The organism is Massilia sp. ST3 (assembly GCF_018119405.1).
Taxonomy (GTDB): Bacteria; Pseudomonadota; Gammaproteobacteria; order Burkholderiales; family Burkholderiaceae_D; genus Telluria.
This window is the reverse complement of sequence record NZ_JAGPWC010000026.1, coordinates 1-17260: the sequence shown is the minus strand read 5'-3', so window position 1 is coordinate 17260 and position 17260 is coordinate 1. Positions and strand designations below refer to the sequence as shown.

Below are 17260 nucleotides of genomic sequence, written 5' to 3'. Positions count from 1 at the left end.
TACCATTTCAGCGAGGAACCGCATGTACCCATTTCCGCAATCCGTGACCCCGGCTGTGCGCAGTCACCTGGACGCGCACGCCGCCTTCGTCAACGAGATGTCGAAGTCCCTGTTCCGTTCCTTCCAGAACATGTGCGACCTGAATATCCAGCTGGCCCAAACCCTGCTCGAGGAAACCACCCTGGCCAGCCAGCAGGTGCTGAGCGCCGACCGCCAGACCGAGCTGCTCAGCGCCGCCGCGGCGCGCGCCCAGCCGACCACCGAGAAGCTGCGTGCCTACCAGCAGCACATCGCGCGCCTGGCGGCCGAATCCCAGGTCGAGCTGGCGCGCGTGACCGAGCAGCACGTGCAGAACACCAGCCGTACGGCGCGCGCCCTGGTGGACGAAGTGGCGCGCTCCACCGCCGAGGAAGCCGAGCGCGGCATCCGCTCGCAGCAGGACGCGATGCGCAGCATGGCCGACCCCTTCGCCCGTCCCAGCGGCGAGGCCCAGCGGGCGATGAGCGGCAACGGCGGCGACAAGGCCGCGCCGCCGCCCCAGGCCGGAAAGGAGCCGCGTTCGTCCGGCAGCACTGCCCACTAGGCGGCGCGTTCCGGCGCCGCTTGTGCTGGCGCTGCGGCGTCCTGTCCCTTGCGCGCACCGGCATGGGCGCGCAGGGGCGCCAGGCCGAAGAGCGGGCGCAGCATCCGCACGCGCCGCACCGCCTCGAACAGGGCGAAGCAGCCGCCGATGGTCAGTACCGCCAGCACCAGCGCTTCCAGGCCCGGCGCCAGGCGCAGCGGCTTGAAGGCGTGCGCCAGCACCACGATCAGGGTCTGGTGGGCGATGTACACGGGGAACACCGCCTCCGTGAGATAGCGCCGCGCCGGGCCGTCGCGGTCGAGGTGGCGGCGTGCGAAGCCGCAGGCCGCGACGATGGCGCTCCAGGTGCACAGCGTATAAACGCAACGCATGACGGGCGAGAAACTGCTGACGAAGACGGCGCTGACGGCTTCCTCCGGCGTGGCGTTCCATAGGACGATCGCGGCCCAGCTCGCCAGCGCCAGCCCGAGCGCCTGCCAGCGCAGCGCCGTCATGCCCTCCCAGAAGCGCGGCGCGTGCGCCATCAAGGCGCCGAGCAGGAAGGGGCCGAAGTAGGCGGCATGGTTGTACCAGTCGTCGACCAGGCCGTGGGTGGTCGGGAAGCGGCCGGCAAGCAGGATGCGCACCAGGCCCAATGCCAGGGCCGGCAGGACCAGCAGTCTCCAGCCGCCGAGCAGCTTGCCGGCGCGGGTGGCCAGGGCCGCGATCCGTCCCGGCGGCAGCAGTGCGGCCAGCAGGCCCAGCAGCATGGTATAGACCCACAGGTAGGCGACGAACCACAGGTGGTTCCAGGTCGGCAGGTCGAGGCAGTCCTCGCGGCAAAAGCCCCCGTAGGCGCTGTAGTAGAGGCGCATGAAGGAGAAGAAACCGTCGCCGTAGCCGAGCTTCTCGACCACCTCCAGATAGGGCTGGGGCGGCACGATCACGGCCATGCCGAACAGCAGCGGCGCCAGCAGGCGCAGGCTGCGCTGGCGCAGGAAGGATGCCGTCCCGAGGCGCCCGATAAGGAAGCGCGACGCGGCGCCGGCGACGAAGAACAGCAGGGTCAGGCGCCAGGGCGAGGAGAGCATCATGAAGGGCTCGGCCGCGTCCGAGGCGAAGGGGCTCTTCACATGCCAGTCCCAGCTCACGTAGTACATGCCGATGTGGTAGGCGATCAGGACGAAGAAGGCGAGGATGCGCACCCAGTCGAGGAAGTAGAGGCGCGCCGCCGGCTGGTGGGGGAGAGTTTGCATGGTCCGCTCACGAAGTGGAGATGGGGCCAGCTTGCCGCCGCGCGTGCGTACGGGCCAGCGGAAAGGGGCAAAGCGGGAGTGGGGCGGGGCGAACCGGAGGGCCGCATGCTTGCAGGCTTGGGCTGGGCATCATGCGCCGCCTGGACGCGGCGGCGGCGGAGCCGCCGACCCTACGGCTGGAGCTTTTCCACCAGCTCGGCGCGGTATTGGCGGCTGCAGGGCACCCTCGCGCCGCTGCGCAGCACGATCTCGCCGTCGCCCTTGTCGAGCGGCACGATCCTGTCGATGCAGCTCAGGCGCACCGCCGCGCGCCGGTGGCAGCGCACGAAGCCCGGACCGAGCCGTTCCAGCAGCCCGGCCAGGGTCTGGCGCAGCAGCGGCGCGCCCTGGGCCGTGTGCAGCGCCACGTAATTGTCCGCCGTCTCGAGCCACTCGATGTCGGCCACCGGCACCACCCGTGTCGCGCCACGCTCGCTCACCAGCAGCTGGCGCGGTGGCGCCGAGGGCAGGGGCGATGCATGTCCCGCCGCCAGGCGCGCGCGCAGGCGTTCCAGCGCCCTGTGCAGGCGCGCCTGGTCGAAGGGCTTGAGCAGGTAGTCGACCGCCTCGGCGTCGAAGGCGCGCAAGGCGTACTCGTCGTAGGCGGTCACGAACACCACCAGCGGCGCCGGCGCCGGCAGCGAGGCTGCCACGTCGATGCCCGACAGTTCCGGCATCTCGATGTCGAGCAGCAGCGCATCGGGCGCGAATGCGCTGATTCGCTGCAAGGCCTCGATGCCGTCGCCCGCTTCCTCGACCGCCTCGATGCCCGCTTCGAGCGCCAGCATGCGGCGCAGCCGGTCGCGCGCCGGGCGTTCGTCGTCGACGATCAGGAGCCGCATGGCAGCCGCATTTCCGCCCGCACCCCGGCCGGCTCCAGCTGGATCAGATCCAGGGCGGCCCGGCCCTCGTGCAACGCCACCAGGCGCGTGCGCAGGTTGGCCAGGGCGATGCCGGGCGCGCCGTTGGCGTCGAGCCGTCCCGCATCGTCGTCGACGCGCAGGACCAGCAAGCCGTCGCGGCAGGCCGCGCTGACGGCGATGCGGGTCGGGGCGCGGCGCCGTTCGACGGTGTGCTTGAAGACGTTTTCCACCAGCGGCTGCAGGCTGACCGCGGGCAGCGCCACGCCGAGCGCCTCGTCGGGAATATCCCACGACAAGCTCACCCGGCCTTCGAAGCGCTCCGCCATCACGCCCGCGTAGCCGCGCGCCAGGCGCAGTTCGTCGGCCAGGCTGGCTTGGGGCCGTTCGCCCAGGGCCAGGGTGGCGCGCAGTACCTCGGCCAGTTGCACCAGGGTGGCGTCGGCGCGCGCGACGTCCTGGTGCATCAGCGACGAAATGGTGTTGAGGGCATTGAACAGGAAGTGGGGCTGCATCTGGCGCGTCAGGCGTTCGAGCTGGGCTTCGCGCAGCAGGGCCTGGGCCTGCTGCGCGCGCACCCGTTCGCCGAGCAGCTGGCGGTAGGAGAGCAGGCCGAAGCCGATCGCCGTGAACAGGCAGACGAACACCGTGATCTTCAAGGCTTCGTAGACGAAGACCTCGCCCCAGGGCTCGTGCTCGTAGCTGGCGCCCGCCAGTGCGTACACCGTGTGGCGGATGCCGAACACCACCGGCACGAAGGCGATCCAGTACAGCGGCAGCCAGCGCGCCTGGACCAGGGCCCAGCGCCAGGGCGTGGCGATCAGGCCGTCGTGGCGCGCCGTGAAGCGGCGCTGCAGCAGCAGCAGGGAAGTGGCCACCAGGGCCGAGGAGGTCTCCCACAGGATCGGCTGCCAGATCGCCTGGCCGCCGTCGCGCCGGTAGTCCTCGACCGCGACCAGCACCATCAGGAGCCAGAACAGGCTCCAGGCGAGGATGGCGGCAATGGTGCTGCGGTTTGGGAGCATGGCGGCGGCGTGGATGAGCAATGGCCGATGATCGGCGATCAGCCGCCGCTTGTCAAAGCGACGTACGTTAGTACGTCGTCCCCGCGCAGGCGGGGAGCCAAGCAATCTAGTACCTTCCGTACGTCACCCTCGCGCAGGCGGGGGCCCAAGTTTGCCGGCGCATCGATAGCGCTGGCAAAACTTGGATTCCAGCCTGCGCCGGAATGACGGTGAATGCGCGGGCCGCCGACGGCATTCGGCTTCGTCCCGAACTCACTCCGGCGAGAAGCTATACCGCCCGACCTGCCCATCCCTGCCGATTGCCAGACTGGCGACCATCGTGTCGCCTCCATGGTTCAACCGGTAGCGGAAGTCCCGGCCTTGCGCGACAGCAGTTCGAGCGAGCGTAGCGCGCCATTTCATGCGCGCCACATCCCGGCGGTCTCCGCCCACACGGCAGCCTAGCTGCTGTTGCGTCTGTTCAAGGGCAAGATCGCCTCCGTGACGCATTGCTCGGGCGTGAGCTTGCGGCGCTGTGCCGGTTGCGTGAGCGTACGCTCGATCACCGGCTCGGGCACCTGCTTGTGCTCCATGTAGCGTCGTGCGACGAGCGCGTCGCGCACAAACAGAATGTTCAGCCCGCGTGCCACGGCATTCGCCGTGGCCTGGTCGGAGCGTCGCTGGCGCGGTTCGGACATGTCTCCAATCTCCCTTGAACCATCTGATGCATCTTTTTTTATCAAGGACAGCACTATACGCGCTCATGCGGGCTCGCGCTACGCATGCGGAAAGGCAACTCAGCCGTCGTCGCCCGGCCTGCGCTTGCGTTCGGCGTCGATCTCGGCGCGCATCGCCTTGACCTGGCCGATGAACTCGGCCACCGGCGCGTCGGGGCTGGCGCGCATCTCGGGCGGCAGCAGCACCGACATGTAGAGCTCGTCAGCCACGCGGCCGTGGCGCTGCTGGTTACCGACCAGCACCAGGCCGGAGGCCAGCATGGCCAGCGCCGCGCACATGGCGCGCAGGCGGCGCCGCAGCTGGGGCTTGACGGTGGCCAGGTGAAAATAGATGACGCCGGCCACCGTGAGCACCGCCGCATGCGAACCGTAGCGCGTCAGCCATTCCCACGAATACGCGTAGGCCAGCACGCTTTCCAGCAGCCGAAAACCCAGCAGGGCCGCCATGCCGCAGCCAAAGATGAACATGTGCCTTCCCAGGCGCGCGTGGCGCCCGAACACGCGGTTGTTGAAGGCCCACAGGCCGCTCCACAGCAGGCCGATGCCGACGCCGGCTGCGAGCGCCTGCACATAGCGTTCCAGCTCGAAGGCGCCGCGGTCGGTCAGCCAGGCCGCCAGCAGCGCCACCATGCCGGTCAGCAGGGCGCCGGCGGCGCCCGGCAGCAGGCCTTCCCAGCCGTGCATGGTGCGGTCGCGCAGCTCGGGCGGCACCGGGTAGTCGGCGCCGCGCACGCGCAGGCTGGTGTGCCCCATGCGCACCACGGTGTCGCCGTCGAGCCCGAGCTCCGTGACGCGGCGGCCCTTGTGCACGATGCCGTTGCGGGTGCCGAGGTCGCGCAGCAGCAGCTTGCCGTCCTCGCCCGCCTCGATCAGGACGTGGTGGGGCGCGGTGTAGTCGTCGTCGACGATGAAGTCGTTGTCGTAGGCGCGCCCGACCCGGATCGGCAGCGCGGCCACGCGGTAGCGGTGCAGCACCTCGCCGTTGCGGGCCAACATCTCGATGGTCCAGGGCCCGTTCATCGGCGGCCGCTGCGCCCGAAGGCGCCCAGGAAGGCCTGCGTCACGCGCAAGCCGTTTTCATACGACACGCCGGCCACGTCGACCCGGCTTTGCAGGCTGGCCTGGGCGGCGTCGGTGCTGGCGGTGAGCAGGGTGAAGTTGTACAGGCCCTCGAATTTGCGGTAGCCGCGCACGCAGGTGACGGCGCGCAGGGGCAGTGAGCGGGTGTGCACGAAGCGTTCCGTGCAGAAGGGCTTGGTCAGGCGCGGGTCGCCCAGGTTGCCGAAGCCTTCGACCCCGAACAGGTCCCCGGCCAGCGCCGCGAAGCGCAGCGGCTCCATGCTGCCCGAACGAATGTAGCGGTGGCTCACCGCCACCGAGCCGGTTTGCTGCGAGTCCGACACGAACACCGCCGACTGCATTACGCAGTTCATGGCGTCGACGCTGAAGGCGGCTGCCGCCTTGACCGTCGAGCGCCCCCAGCAGCGCACCTGGCCCGATTCGCGCACCGGCACCAGGTAGGGCCCCATGCCCTTGAGCGTGAGTGGCTCGTCCAGCAGGCGGTCGACCATGCCGCCCTGGTGCACCAGCAGCTGCTGGGCGATCAGCGGGTTGAAATCCCTGGGCGGCGCGGGCTGGGCGGCCACCTTGCGCAGCAGCTCCTGGGCATGCTTGACGGGCACCAGGAAGCTGACCGATTCGCCGTCCAGGCGCCGCGCCACGTTGATGCCGGCCACGGTGCCGCTGGCGGTGATGGTCGGGCCGCCGCTCATGCCGGAGTTGATCGGACCGCTGAAGATCAGGCGGTCGTAGAAGCTGCGCTGCAGGACGCCGTTGTACGAGCCTTCCGAGATCGCGAAGCCGAGGTCGAGCGGATTGCCGAGCGCGTACAGGTACTGGCCCTGGCTCAGCTTGACGGGGCGCTCCGGCACCTTGAAGAAGCCGCTGCCGTTGCGGTTGACGCGCACCACGGCCAGGTCGTGCAGGACGTCGACCGCCATCAGCTCCACCGGGCCGGTGTTGCCGTCGGTGTCGATGTATTCGGCGGTGTAGACGTCCGGGTCGAGCGCCATCTGCGACACCACGTGGTAGTTGGTGACCGCCAGGTTGTTGGTCCCGACCAGGAAGCCCGAGCCCACGGTCGACTGGGTGCGGCCGTTCTTGAGCAGCATGCGGATCTGCAGCAGGTCGGCGCGCGCGGAGGCGTACAGGTCCTGGGCGGCGGACGAGGGCGGCGGCAACGGCTCCAGGGCCTCGACTTCGCCGGGGTCGGGCGCGGGCGGCGTGGCGGCGGGCGGCAGCGCCTGCGCGGCCTGGCCGGCGGCCTGCTGCGCTACCTGGTTCGCGGGTCGGGAGGCGGCGGGCGGCGCACTTGGCGCGGTCGCCGCGCTCAGCCCGATACAGGACAGTAGAAGAGCGATGACAACCCGTTTCATGCAATCTCTTGATGGCAAGACGAAGGACTCCATCTTGCCACCAGATCAACGGCGAGTGCGCGCGTTACGCGCCCGGCGGAAGGCTCAGGCCGCGTCGGACGCGGTGAGCGGCGTCATCATGTGGCCCAGCTTGGCCTGCTTGGTGTTCAGGTAGCTGTTGTTGAAGGCGTTGCGGTTGACCAGCAGCGGCACGCGCTCGGCCACCTCGATGCCGAGGCGGGTGAGGGCGTCGATCTTGCGCGGGTTGTTGGTCATCAGGCGCACCGCCTTGATGCCGAACTGCTCCAGCATCGGACGGCACAGCTCGTAGTTGCGGGCGTCGGCGTGGAAGCCCAGCTGCAGGTTGGCTTCGACGGTGTCGGCGCCGGCTTCCTGCAAGCGGTAGGCGCGGATCTTGTTGACCAGGCCGATGCCGCGCCCTTCCTGGCGCAGGTAGAGCAGGATGCCGCGGCCTTCCTCGGCGATGCGCTGCAGCGCGCCCTCGAGCTGGGCGCCGCAGTCGCAGCGCTGCGAGAACATCACGTCGCCGGTCAGGCATTCGGAATGCACGCGCGCCAGCACCGGTTCGCCGGTCGACAGGTCGCCCAGAGCCATCGCCAGGTGCTCCTTGCCGGTCGCCGGCTCGACCCAGGCGTGCAGCGTGAACTGGGCCCAGGGCGTGGGCAGGGTGCACGAGGTGGCGTAGTCGAGGAGGGCGGGGGCGGCGGTGGCTTGCATGACGGTGTTTCCCAATCGGTGGCGTGATTCCATGTAACACGCAAGTTTACCGGAAATCGGCTGTGGCCGTGCGGAATGGGGGACGTTCACCGGCGCCGGCCGGCGCCCGCCTACCCGCGCCGGGTAGGCGCGTTCGCCACTGGCGGCCGTGCCTGCACGGGTGTGTTACCCTGTGGATTCCATTTTTTATGTGCGCCATGGCAACTTTTCGCTCCCTGATCGACCCTCTGAAGCCGCGCGGCCTGGGAGCGTGGCTGGCGCTGGCGTTTTCCACCCTCACCGTGGTGCTGACCCTGCTGCTGGTCGAGGTGGTGGAGAGCGCCTCCACCGAGCAGGTCAAGAACAGCATCGGCCACGGCCTGGGCGAGATGGCGATGCAGACCGCCGACAAGCTCGACCGCGGCATGTACGAGCGCTACCGCGAGGTCGGCCTGATGGCGCGCCGCCGCGACCTGGTCGATCCGGGCACCACCCAGGCAGAGCGCCGCAAGGTGCTGGCCGATATGCAGGAAACCTACTGGTACTACGAATGGATCGGCATGGCCGGCCTGGACGGCAAGGTGCTGGTCGAGGCGCGCGGCCTGCTGGAAGGCGCCAACGTGGCGCAGCGTCCCTGGTTCCGCGATGCGCTCAAGGGCATCCACGTAGGCGACGTGCACGAGGCCGTGCTGCTGGCCAAGCTGCTGCCGGCGCAGGACGGCGAACCGCGCCGCTTCGTCGACGTCGCCTTTCCCTATGCCGACGCGCAGGGCCGGCCGGCGGGCGTGCTGGGCGTGCACCTGTCCTGGCAATGGGCGCGCGACGTCGAACGCTCGATCATCGCGCCGGTGCAGATGCGCGGCAAGGTGCAGGCCCTGATCGTCAGCGCCGAGGGCGTGGTGCTGCTCGGGCCCGAGGACCTGCAGGGCAAGACCATCGACCAGCCCAGCCTGCGCGAAGCGCGCCAGCGGCGCACCGGCTACCTGGTCGAGGAATGGCCGGACGGCCGCTCCTACCTGGTCGGCTACGGCGCCACGCGCGGGCGCGGCATCTATCCGGGCCTGGGGTGGAACGTGCTGGTGCGCCAGGACATCGGCGATGCTTACCAGCCGGTACGGCGCCTGCGCGAGCGTGCGCTGTGGAGCGGCGCCGCGCTGGCGGTGCTGTTCTCGGTGGCCGGCGTGCTGGTGGCGCGCCGCATCACCCGTCCGCTCGGCGAACTGGCCGATTCGGCCGACCGCCTGCGCCGCGGCGATACCACGGCGCTGGTGCCGAGCCGGGACGGCTACGACGAGGTGCGCAAGCTGTCCGGCGCCCTGAACGCGCTGGTGAACAACCTGGTGCAGCGCCGCGCCGAGCTGCAGGACCTGAACGCGACCCTGGAACGGCGCGTGGAGGAACGCACGCGCGACCTGGAGCGCGCCCTGGCAGCGGTGCGCGCCAGCGAACAGCGCATCGTCGCCATCGTCGACGCCGCCCAGGACGCCTTCGTCGCGGTCGACCAGCGCGGCATGATCGTCGACTGGAACAAGGCCGCCGAGCGCATGTTCGGCTGGCGCCGCCACGAAGCCGTGGGCTGGCCGCTGGCCGAGCTGGTGGTGCCGGAGCGCCACCGGGCCAGCGTCGGCAAGGCCTTGCATGCTTTCCGCCAGACCGGCCAGCTCGGCGTATTGGGGCGGCGCCTGGAGCGCACCGTGATGAACCGCCAGGGCGCCGAATTCACCATCGAGATGACGGCCGGGCTGGCGGGCGAGGGCGAGGACGCCTTCTTCAGCGTCTTCCTGCACGATATCTCGGAGCGCAAGAAGATCGAGCGCCTGAAGAACGAATTCATCTCGACCGTCTCGCACGAGCTGCGCACGCCGCTCACCTCGATCCGCGCCTCGCTGTCCATGCTCGACGAAGGCATGGCGGGCGAGCTGGCGCCCGACGTGGCGGGCCTGATCCGCATCGCCAGCCAGAGCGCGGAGCGGCTGGTGCGCATGGTGAACGACCTGCTCGACATCCAGAAAATGGAATCCGGCATGATGGAATACCGGCGCGCCGCCCAGCCGCTGCTGCCGCTGGCCGAGCACGCGCTTGCCTCGATGCAGGGCCAGGCGCGCGAGGCCGGCGTGCTGCTGCGCCTGGACCGCCCGCAGGGCGCGGAGCAGATCCGCTCCGAGGTCGACCACGACCGCATGGTCCAGGTGCTGGTGAACCTGCTGTCGAACGCGATCAAGTTCACGCCGCACGGCAAGGCCGTGACCCTTGGCCTGTCCCAGCTGCAGGGCCGGGCGCGCCTGACGGTGACGGACGAGGGGCCGGGGATACCGCCCGAGTTCCGGGACAGGGTGTTCGAGCGCTTTGCACAGGCCGATTCGGCGGATACGCGGCCCAAGGGCGGGACGGGGCTGGGGCTGAGCATCAGCAAGGCGATCGTCGACGAGCATGGGGGGACGATCGTGTTCGAGACCGAGATGGGGAAGGGGACGCGGTTCGTGGTGGAGTTGCCGGTGGCGGCGCACCACCCCGCTTGAACTAGGCCCTACCCTCAAAACCGTCATCCCCGCCTGCGCGGGGACGACGGTTTTTGGGCTGCGGGCAGACTGTTACTGCACTTCACCGCCACTCATGCAATGCCATCCCCCCAAACCCCTTCCACGCCCCGAACACCGCCTCCAGCTTCGGCAGCAAGCGCCTCAACGCTTCCTTGTCCCCATGAAACGTCGTCGCCGACCCATCGATGCGCCGTGTCCCGGCCAGGGTGAAGGCCTGCGCCTTCGGATGCGCCGCCGGCTGCCGCAGCAGCACCAGCACCGGCAGCCCGTCCAGCTCCACCAGCAGCATGTCCCCCGCCGCACCCGGCGCCGCGCGCCGGTAGCGGCGCTGGGTCTCGGCCCCTATCGGCCCCGCCTCCAGCGCGATGCGCACCTGCTTGCCGTGCGCCTCGGCCCAGTCCAGGAAAGGCACGGCGAAGCGGTAGATCTGCCCCGGGTCGGTGCGGTAGTCCATCACCGACAAGGCGTCGGCCGATTGCGCCAGTTCGCGCAGCAGCTCGGTCTTGCTGTCCCACCAGAACGGCACGACGAACTCCAGCCGCATCGTCCCCGCCGCCTGGCGCAGCCGGGCCGCCAGTTCCAGGTAGCGGCGGTCGCGCTGGGCGGGCGGCAGCACGTGCGCCGGAATCAGGTAGGGCTCGACGTCGAACTGCATGCCCTTCAGGCGCGCCGCCGGTTCGGCCTGGGCGTTGTAGTCGGCATAAGCGCGGGCGCGGGCGGCGGTGGGCGCCTGCTGCTCCGGCATCACCATGTGCGGGTCGCCCTCGACCGCCGTGATCGCGATCCCTCGCGCACCGGCCGCCTTGATGAAGGCGGCCAGCGCCTCCGGCTCGGCCACCCGGCCTTCCGCCAGCGGCACGGTGATGAAGATCTCGCCGATCCGCTCGCCGGCCGCCCAGTCGAGCATGGCCTGGCCGCGTTCGCGCCACTCGGTGCGGCTCCAGATCCAGGTCGAGCGCGGCGCGGGGTGGGCGGCGGCCGGTTCCAGGGTCAAGGCGTCGAGCGACAGGCTGGCCGCCTGCTGCGGACACAGCACGGTGAAGTGGCGCCAGGCGCCGCGCTCCAGACCGGGCGGCAGCGCCAGGCGCCCGCCGGCCGGCAGGCTGCCCATGTCGAGCGCCCCTTCGCGCGCGGCGCGCGCCTCGTCCGCCGCCTGCCACAGGAAGGCTCCGCTGCCTGAAAATGTCGCCTGCAGCGCCGCTTCGGCGCGCGGCAGGTACCAGGGGCCGCGCAGCAGCACCCCGGCCGGCTTGGCGCCGGCCTTGCAGGCGATGCGCAGGCGGCCATCCTGCAGCGTCGCCGTCACCCTTTCCTCCACGCCGAAGCTGCGCAGCTGCATCGCGGCCAGCAGGTTCTCGCCGAAGGGCATCGGCGCCGGCGGATCCGGCTCCGGCCTGGACGCGATCAGGGTGTGCTCGCTGACGTCGAGCGCACCCTTGCTGTCGTCGCCCTGCAGCAGGATGGTCTGCTCCGGCTTCGCATCGCGCGGCAGCGGATACACGGCTTCGATCCGGGCCGTGTCCAGGCCCAGCGCCAGCTTGCGGCAGCCGGGCAGCGAGGCGGCCTCGCTGACCAGCACGCGCAGGCGCGCCCCGTCGGGCGCGGTGACGCCGGCGCCGATCGCCGCTTGCGGCGCCTTGTCGAGGGGGCACAGGTAGAGCGAGGCAGCGTGGGCCGGTGCGGTCATGAGGAGCAGGGGAAGAAGATAGCGGGACATGGTTCACTTGGGCGCGTTGCTTTGCCAGGTTCCTTTGCGTTTCATGGTGCCCCAGGTCGATTCCTTCTGCACCAGCCAGCGCCACAGGCCGGTCAGGCGCCAGACCGAGTTGAGCTGGCGGTAGCCGAAGTTCTCGAGGATCACGACCAGGCCGAGGGCCAGCAGCTGCTTGCCGCGCGGGTAAATGTGGAAGGACATCTCTTCCAGCAGCAGGCCCGAGGCCGACAGCAGGATGCCCAGGCCCACCGCGACGAACAGGAAGGCGCCGAAGGCCTGCCACGACACCATGCCGGTGAAGAAGGCCCACACCATGAACACGTAGCCGCCCAGTTCCACCAGGGGCCCCAGCCACTCGAACAGCAGCATGAAGGGGAAGGCGACCCAGCCCGGCACGCCGCCGTTGCGCGAGAAAGGCAGGCCCCAGTTGGCGTTCAGGCTTTCGGCCAGGCCGCGCTGCCAGCGGATGCGCTGGTTCTTGAGGGTGCGGTAGTCTTCCGGCGCCTCGGTCCAGCAGACCGGGTCGGGGACGAACTCGATGCGGTAGGGCTGGCGCCGCTCGCGCAGCAGGCGGTGCATGCGCACGACCAGCTCCATGTCCTCGCCGATGGTGTCGCGGCGGTAGCCGCCGGCCAGCACCACGGCGTCCTTGCGGAACACGCCGAAGGCGCCCGAGATGATCAGCATGCCGTTCATCGACGACCAGCCGAGGCGCCCGAACAGGAAGGCGCGCAGGTACTCGACCACCTGGAACAGGGCCCAGATGTTCTTCGGCAGGCCAACCTGGGTCAGGAAGCCGCCGCTGACCTGGCAGCCGTTGGCCACGCGCACGGTGCCGCCGGCGGCCACCACGGTAGGATCGCGCAGGAAGGGCTCGGTGACCTTGGCCAGGCTGTCGCGCTGCAGGATCGAGTCGGCGTCCACGCCGCAGAACAGCGGGTAGCGCGAGATGTTGATGCCGGCGTTGAGCGAGTCGGCCTTGCCGCCATTGAACTTGTCGATCACGCGCACGTTCGGGTAGCGCGTGGAGCGGTAGACCTGGCGCACTTCCTGGGTCGGGATCTGGCGCCGGTAGGCCTCGGGAAAGGGCAGCAGGGCGAACTCGCGCTTCAGTACGTCCAGGGTGCCGTCCTTCGAGCCGTCGTTGATGATGACGATCTCGAATTCGGCGTAGCTCAGCTGCAGCATCGAGCGGATCGAGGCGGCGATGGTCGCTTCCTCGTTGTAGGCCGGGACCAGGATGCTGATCGGCGGCTCCAGGCCCGAGTAGGCGCGCGGCAGCTCGGCCATGAACAGTTCCTGGCCCTTGCGCCGCAGCGCCCGCAACGAAAACACATTGAGCGTCAGGTAGCCCACGTTCAGCGCGATGAAATAGCAGAACACGAACCAGGTGATGAACTCGACCAGCAGGCTCCCGAAGCTCATGCGGTCTCCTCCTCGGCCAGCACCTGCTGCAGCATGTCGGCGGCGAAGCGGTCGGTGAGCGAGTCGCGCAGCTGTTCCAGGTCGGCGCGCGAGAGCGCCGGCAGCTCGCGCAGGGCCTGGGCCGCGCGGTAGCGCACCCACCATTGCGGGTCGGCGAGCAGGGCACGCAGGCGCTCGGCGTCCTCGCGGGCGCCGATGCGGCCCAGCGCGCGCGCCGCCTGCACCCGCACCTGCCAGTCCTCGTGGGTGAGCAGGGCGCGCACCTCCGCGATGGTCTCGGGCGTGATCACGCTGCGCAGGCCGGCGATCACGACCGGCACCGCGCTGCTGCGCAGGGAGCCGGCCAGCACCGGGCCGGGCAGCGGCACGCGCAGCGCCTCGGCGATGCGCAGGGCGCGCGGCAGGCGTTCGGCGGGCAGGGTGGGCAGCACGCGCCCCAGCACCGCCGCGGTCGGCGCCGCGGCCTGCTGCAGGATGCCGGCGACGTGCGACAGCGCCCAGTCCTCGCGTTCGATGAACAGCGGCGTCAGGTACTCGGCGGCGGCCTCGGGATCGACCCGCACCAGGGCCCACAGGGCCGTTAGGGACAGCGCGCTGTCGCTCAGTTCCGCCAGCGGCAGCAGCTGCGGCCAGGCTTCGCGGTCGCGCAGGTGGCCCAGCACCAGCACCGCCAGCAGTCGTTCCTGGCGCGCGCCGCGCGCCAGGAAGGCGCGCGCCAGGCGGTCGGCCCCCAGTTCGCGCGCCAGCGCGTTCAGGGCGTCGGTGGCTTCGCCGCGCAGCGAGCCCTGCAGGTGCACCCACAGGCGCAGGAAGGGCAGGCGCTCGCCCGGCTCCAGCACCGGCAGGCTCGGATGTTCGCCGACGATGGCCTGGTTCAGCAGCGGACGCCAGCGCGCCAGCACCCGCGCCTCGCGCCGCTCGCGGCGGCGCAGGGACAGGCGCATCAGCAGGATCTGGATGCTCAGCAGGAGCGTGAGCGCGAGCGCGACGGCGCCCGTCCAGACCGCGACGGTGACGAAGGTGTCAGGCGACTGGGCGATCGCCAATGGGGCCTCGGTGAGGTGACGTCATGCCGCGGGCCTCAGGAAGCGGCGCACGCGCGCCAGGAGTTCGTTCGGCTGGAAGGGCTTGATCACGAAATCGTTGGCGCCGGCATCGAGGGCGCGTACCGTGTCGCGTTCGGTGTTCTTGGCGGTCAGCATGAGGATGGGGACGGCGGCCCAGTCGGCGCGCTCGCGCGCCAGGCGCACGACTTCGAAGCCGTCGATATAGGGCAGCATCACGTCGAGCAGGACAAGGTCAGGCGCGGCCGTGGCCGTCGCGATATGCTCGCTGGCGGCACGCCCGTCCGCAAGATGCGTGACCCGGTAGCCCTGGCGCTCGAGCATGAAGCGCAGGACCTGGGCGATGTGGTCGTCGTCCTCGACGACCAGTACCAGCGGCGTGGAAGCGGTATCGTTCGGCATCGGTAGTGGCGAGTGGTGTTGCCCGGATTATATAGCGGCAAACCCGGTCGTGATGTTCCCTCCAGTATAGACGAGGGACACGCTGACCCGCTTCCGCCTGCTAGGGACGCGTGCGCAGCGGATAGAGCAGGTCGCGCAGGTCGTTGTGGTCGAGTTCGTACATCAGGGCCAGCAGCTGGCCCAGCTCGCCCTTGGGAAAGCCTTCGCGGGCGAACCAGCCCAGGTAATGCCCGGGCAGGTCGGCGATCTTGCGTCCTTTGTATTTGCCATAGGGCATCTCCCGGACCAGGAGCAGTGTCAGGTGTTCGGAATTCATCGTGCGATACTTTAGCAAACACGGAGCACGCAAACAAAAAAGAACCCATGGCATCTAAGCGACAGGGAGGGGAGATCATGACAGACGAATTCAACCTGCAACGTTTCGTCGATGCGCAGGCTCCGGTCTACGAGCAGGTCGTGGCCGAGCTGCGCGCGGGACGCAAGCGCAGCCACTGGATGTGGTTCATCTTTCCGCAGATCGCGGGCCTGGGGCAGAGCGAGATGTCGCAGCGCTACGCCATCCGCTCGACCGACGAGGCGGCGGCCTACCTGGCCCATTCGCTGCTGGGCGGACGCATGAACGAGTGCGCGGGCATCGTGGCGGCGCTCGACACCGATGTCGTCGAGGACGTGTTTCCGCCGCCGGACGACCTCAAGTTCCATTCGTCGATGACCTTGTTCGCCGACGTGGCGCCGGACGTGGCGGTGTTCCAGGCGTGTATCGACAAGTATTTCGATGGGGCGCCGGATCGGAATACGCTGGCGCGCTTGTGAGGGCTTGTACGCGGGCTGCAAACTGCCCTTTTATTGTTAGCCCAAGACCGTCACCCCGGCGAAGGCCGGGGTGACGTGCTTATGCCGCGGGATTGCCGTGTCACGCCTGCGCATACTGCTTCTCCAGCACCTCCTTGCGCCCCCGCTCGGCAATATGCACGATCACCGTCTGCGACAGCACCAAGGTCGGATGACGCGCCCGGTGCTTGGCGAACCAGAACACCTCGTCCAGTTCCTCTTCCTCGTGCGAGGTGGTCATCACCAGCTTCTCGTCGGGAATGTCTTCGTAGTCGAAGGCCTCGAGGTTGGCGTCGTCGACCGATTCGGCCCAGTCCTCGCAATACTGGCCCCAGGCCAGCACGTAGCGGCAGGAGGACGCGGCCAGCCAGCGGCTGGCTTCCCAGCGCCACATCTCCTCGCAGACTTCGTCGATCACGAGCACGGCGAGGAAGGGCGGGAACTGCCCGAGCGGGGGCAGCTCCTCGTTGGGACGGACATGGAGATAGGTAAGGGTCGGTTTTTGCATGGCGGTGATTGGACGCGTGGACCCCGCCATTATCCCAGATGCGGGCCTTGCGCAGCCCGTGACGCGCCGTCGCCGCCTTGTTGCGTATAATCGCCCTTGAATCTCCCAACATTTTCCAGAAAACAACAATTCATGGCTTCATCCTCCGACAACATCAGCATGGCGGTGTTCTGCGACTTCGAGAACGTCGCCCTGGGCGTTCGCGACGCGAACTACGAAAAATTCGACATCAAGCCCGTGCTGGAGCGCCTCCTGCTCAAGGGCAGCATCGTGGTCAAGAAAGCCTATTGCGACTGGGACCGCTACAAGGGCTTCAAGTCGACCATGCACGAAGCGAACTTCGAGCTGATCGAGATCCCGCACGTGCGCCAGTCGGGCAAGAATTCGGCGGACATCCGCCTGGTGGTCGACGCGCTCGACCTGTGCTACACCAAGTCGCACGTCAATACCTTCGTCATCATCAGCGGCGACTCCGACTTTTCGCCGCTGGTCTCCAAGCTGCGCGAGAACGCCAAGCAGGTGATCGGCGTGGGCGTGAAGCAGTCGACCTCGGACCTCCTGGTGGCCAACTGCGACGAATTCATCTTCTACGACGACCTGGTGCGCGAGCAGCGCCGTACGGCGGCCAAGCGCAAGGAAGAGCAAGACGCGCGCCGGGGCCAGCCGCAGAACAAGCGCCCGAGCGACGACCGCCGCAAGGAAGAACTGGACGCGCGCAAGGTGCAGGCGCTGGAGATGGTGGTCGAGACCTTCGACGCCCTGGTGACCGAGCGCGGCGATACCGGCAAGATCTGGGCCTCGCTGCTGAAGGACACCCTCAAGCGCCGCCGCCCGGACTTCAACGAGACCTATTTCGGCTTCCGCACCTTCGGCAACCTGCTCGAGGAAGCGCAGACGCGCGGCCTGTTCGAGTTCGGCCGCGACGAGAAGTCGGGTACCTATGTCTACCGCAGCGCCCATGCGCCGGTCCTGGTGCCGGCTGCGGAACCGGTTCTTGACGCGGCGCCGGAAGCCTACGCCGCCGAGCAGGCCGAGGCCGCCGAGCCGCGCAGCGAGGCCGCCGCCGAGGCGCCGCAGGAAGAAACGGTGCGCGAACCGCGCCGCCGCGGCCGTGGCGGCCGCAAGCAGGGCAGCCGTGGCGAGCAGGCGCCTGCCGCGCCCGAGGTCCAGCCGGACGCCGAGGCGGC

Annotated in this window: 17 protein-coding genes; 4 read left to right on the top strand and 13 right to left on the bottom strand. The window is 69.3% G+C overall.

The annotated features are described in order from the left end of the window. The first annotated feature begins 22 nt into the window (after positions 1-22). Positions 23-583: a TIGR01841 family phasin gene (gene phaP / locus KBW98_RS11110; protein ID WP_211520203.1), complete on the top strand. Its 561-nt coding sequence runs from the start codon at positions 23-25 to the stop codon at positions 581-583. Here phaP and KBW98_RS11105 read toward each other — a convergent pair. The 7 genes from KBW98_RS11105 to ribA form a co-directional block, all read right to left on the bottom strand. Beyond that, positions 580-1818 carry an acyltransferase family protein gene (locus KBW98_RS11105; protein ID WP_211520202.1) on the bottom strand — a complete coding sequence of 413 codons (1239 nt, stop codon included), beginning with the start codon at positions 1816-1818 and terminating at the stop codon, positions 580-582. The two genes, phaP and KBW98_RS11105, sit on opposite strands and share 4 nt — an antisense overlap. A 170-nt stretch (positions 1819-1988) precedes the next feature. Further along, positions 1989-2699, bottom strand: coding sequence for a LytTR family DNA-binding domain-containing protein (locus tag KBW98_RS11100; protein WP_211520201.1), 711 nt, complete (start codon positions 2697-2699; stop codon positions 1989-1991). Continuing rightward, a complete protein-coding gene (locus KBW98_RS11095; RefSeq protein ID WP_211520200.1) occupies positions 2687-3742 on the bottom strand; it encodes a sensor histidine kinase in 1056 nt (351 codons plus the stop codon). The genes KBW98_RS11100 and KBW98_RS11095 overlap by 13 nt, the downstream gene beginning before the upstream one ends. 440 nt (positions 3743-4182) lie before the next feature. Further along, positions 4183-4419, bottom strand: coding sequence for a hypothetical protein (locus KBW98_RS11090; RefSeq protein WP_211520199.1), 237 nt, complete (start codon positions 4417-4419; stop codon positions 4183-4185). A gap of 99 nt (positions 4420-4518) precedes the next feature. Beyond that, positions 4519-5478, bottom strand: coding sequence for an FHA domain-containing protein (locus tag KBW98_RS11085; protein WP_211520198.1), 960 nt, complete (start codon positions 5476-5478; stop codon positions 4519-4521). Next, positions 5475-6893, bottom strand: coding sequence for a serine protease (locus KBW98_RS11080; RefSeq protein WP_211520197.1), 1419 nt, complete (start codon positions 6891-6893; stop codon positions 5475-5477). The genes KBW98_RS11085 and KBW98_RS11080 overlap by 4 nt, the downstream gene beginning before the upstream one ends. Positions 6894-6977: 84 nt before the next feature. Beyond that, entirely contained in the window at positions 6978-7610 is a 633-nt protein-coding gene (gene ribA / locus KBW98_RS11075; RefSeq protein ID WP_211520196.1) for a GTP cyclohydrolase II, read from the bottom strand. 197 nt (positions 7611-7807) lie between these two features. Between ribA and KBW98_RS11070 the strand changes: the two genes are divergently transcribed. Continuing rightward, positions 7808-10108, top strand: a complete 2301-nt coding sequence (locus KBW98_RS11070; RefSeq protein ID WP_211520195.1) for an ATP-binding protein — start codon at positions 7808-7810, stop codon at positions 10106-10108. Positions 10109-10190: 82 nt separating this feature from the next. Here KBW98_RS11070 and KBW98_RS11065 read toward each other — a convergent pair whose 3' ends face one another. The 5 genes from KBW98_RS11065 to KBW98_RS11045 all read right to left on the bottom strand — a co-directional run bounded on the left by KBW98_RS11065 (position 10191) and on the right by KBW98_RS11045 (position 15050). After that, positions 10191-11846: a hypothetical protein gene (locus KBW98_RS11065; protein WP_211520194.1), complete on the bottom strand. Its 1656-nt coding sequence runs from the start codon at positions 11844-11846 to the stop codon at positions 10191-10193. A gap of 3 nt (positions 11847-11849) precedes the next feature. Continuing rightward, complete coding sequence (locus tag KBW98_RS11060; protein ID WP_211520193.1) at positions 11850-13268, bottom strand: glycosyltransferase; 1419 nt, start codon at positions 13266-13268, stop codon at positions 11850-11852. After that, a complete protein-coding gene (locus KBW98_RS11055) occupies positions 13265-14314 on the bottom strand; it encodes a HEAT repeat domain-containing protein (RefSeq protein WP_211520192.1) in 1050 nt (349 codons plus the stop codon). The genes KBW98_RS11060 and KBW98_RS11055 overlap by 4 nt, the downstream gene beginning before the upstream one ends. 21 nt (positions 14315-14335) lie before the next feature. Then, a complete protein-coding gene (locus tag KBW98_RS11050; RefSeq protein ID WP_211520191.1) occupies positions 14336-14734 on the bottom strand; it encodes a response regulator transcription factor in 399 nt (132 codons plus the stop codon). Between the two features lie 100 nt (positions 14735-14834). Next, entirely contained in the window at positions 14835-15050 is a 216-nt protein-coding gene (locus KBW98_RS11045) for a DUF3820 family protein (RefSeq protein WP_211520190.1), read from the bottom strand. 77 nt (positions 15051-15127) lie between these two features. Between KBW98_RS11045 and KBW98_RS11040 the strand changes: the two genes are divergently transcribed. Further along, positions 15128-15547, top strand: a complete 420-nt coding sequence (locus KBW98_RS11040) for a DUF1810 domain-containing protein (RefSeq protein ID WP_211520189.1) — start codon at positions 15128-15130, stop codon at positions 15545-15547. A 100-nt stretch (positions 15548-15647) separates the two neighbouring features. Here KBW98_RS11040 and KBW98_RS11035 read toward each other — a convergent pair whose 3' ends face one another. Further along, positions 15648-16073 carry a hypothetical protein gene (locus KBW98_RS11035; RefSeq protein ID WP_211520188.1) on the bottom strand — a complete coding sequence of 142 codons (426 nt, stop codon included), beginning with the start codon at positions 16071-16073 and terminating at the stop codon, positions 15648-15650. 132 nt (positions 16074-16205) lie between these two features. Here KBW98_RS11035 and KBW98_RS11030 point away from each other — a divergent pair. Then, positions 16206-17260: NYN domain-containing protein (locus tag KBW98_RS11030; protein WP_211520187.1), on the top strand; the 1055-nt coding region annotated here is incomplete at its 3' end.

What these genes read in the sequence shown, in the direction of transcription:
- KBW98_RS11070 (WP_211520195.1), top strand. Translation starts at nt 7,808, where the DNA reads ATGGCAACTTTTCGCTCCCTGATCGACCCTCTGAAGCCGCGCGGCCTG.
- KBW98_RS11050 (WP_211520191.1), bottom strand. Translation starts at nt 14,734, where the DNA reads ATGCCGAACGATACCGCTTCCACGCCGCTGGTACTGGTCGTCGAGGAC.
- ribA (WP_211520196.1), bottom strand. Translation starts at nt 7,610, where the DNA reads ATGCAAGCCACCGCCGCCCCCGCCCTCCTCGACTACGCCACCTCGTGC.
- KBW98_RS11045 (WP_211520190.1), bottom strand. Translation starts at nt 15,050, where the DNA reads ATGAATTCCGAACACCTGACACTGCTCCTGGTCCGGGAGATGCCCTAT.
- KBW98_RS11085 (WP_211520198.1), bottom strand. Translation starts at nt 5,478, where the DNA reads ATGAACGGGCCCTGGACCATCGAGATGTTGGCCCGCAACGGCGAGGTG.
- KBW98_RS11060 (WP_211520193.1), bottom strand. Translation starts at nt 13,268, where the DNA reads ATGAGCTTCGGGAGCCTGCTGGTCGAGTTCATCACCTGGTTCGTGTTC.
- KBW98_RS11090 (WP_211520199.1), bottom strand. Translation starts at nt 4,419, where the DNA reads ATGTCCGAACCGCGCCAGCGACGCTCCGACCAGGCCACGGCGAATGCC.
- KBW98_RS11095 (WP_211520200.1), bottom strand. Translation starts at nt 3,742, where the DNA reads ATGCTCCCAAACCGCAGCACCATTGCCGCCATCCTCGCCTGGAGCCTG.
- KBW98_RS11105 (WP_211520202.1), bottom strand. Translation starts at nt 1,818, where the DNA reads ATGCAAACTCTCCCCCACCAGCCGGCGGCGCGCCTCTACTTCCTCGAC.
- KBW98_RS11035 (WP_211520188.1), bottom strand. Translation starts at nt 16,073, where the DNA reads ATGCAAAAACCGACCCTTACCTATCTCCATGTCCGTCCCAACGAGGAG.
- KBW98_RS11100 (WP_211520201.1), bottom strand. Translation starts at nt 2,699, where the DNA reads ATGCGGCTCCTGATCGTCGACGACGAACGCCCGGCGCGCGACCGGCTG.
- KBW98_RS11080 (WP_211520197.1), bottom strand. Translation starts at nt 6,893, where the DNA reads ATGAAACGGGTTGTCATCGCTCTTCTACTGTCCTGTATCGGGCTGAGC.
- KBW98_RS11065 (WP_211520194.1), bottom strand. Translation starts at nt 11,846, where the DNA reads ATGTCCCGCTATCTTCTTCCCCTGCTCCTCATGACCGCACCGGCCCAC.
- phaP (WP_211520203.1), top strand. Translation starts at nt 23, where the DNA reads ATGTACCCATTTCCGCAATCCGTGACCCCGGCTGTGCGCAGTCACCTG.
- KBW98_RS11040 (WP_211520189.1), top strand. Translation starts at nt 15,128, where the DNA reads ATGACAGACGAATTCAACCTGCAACGTTTCGTCGATGCGCAGGCTCCG.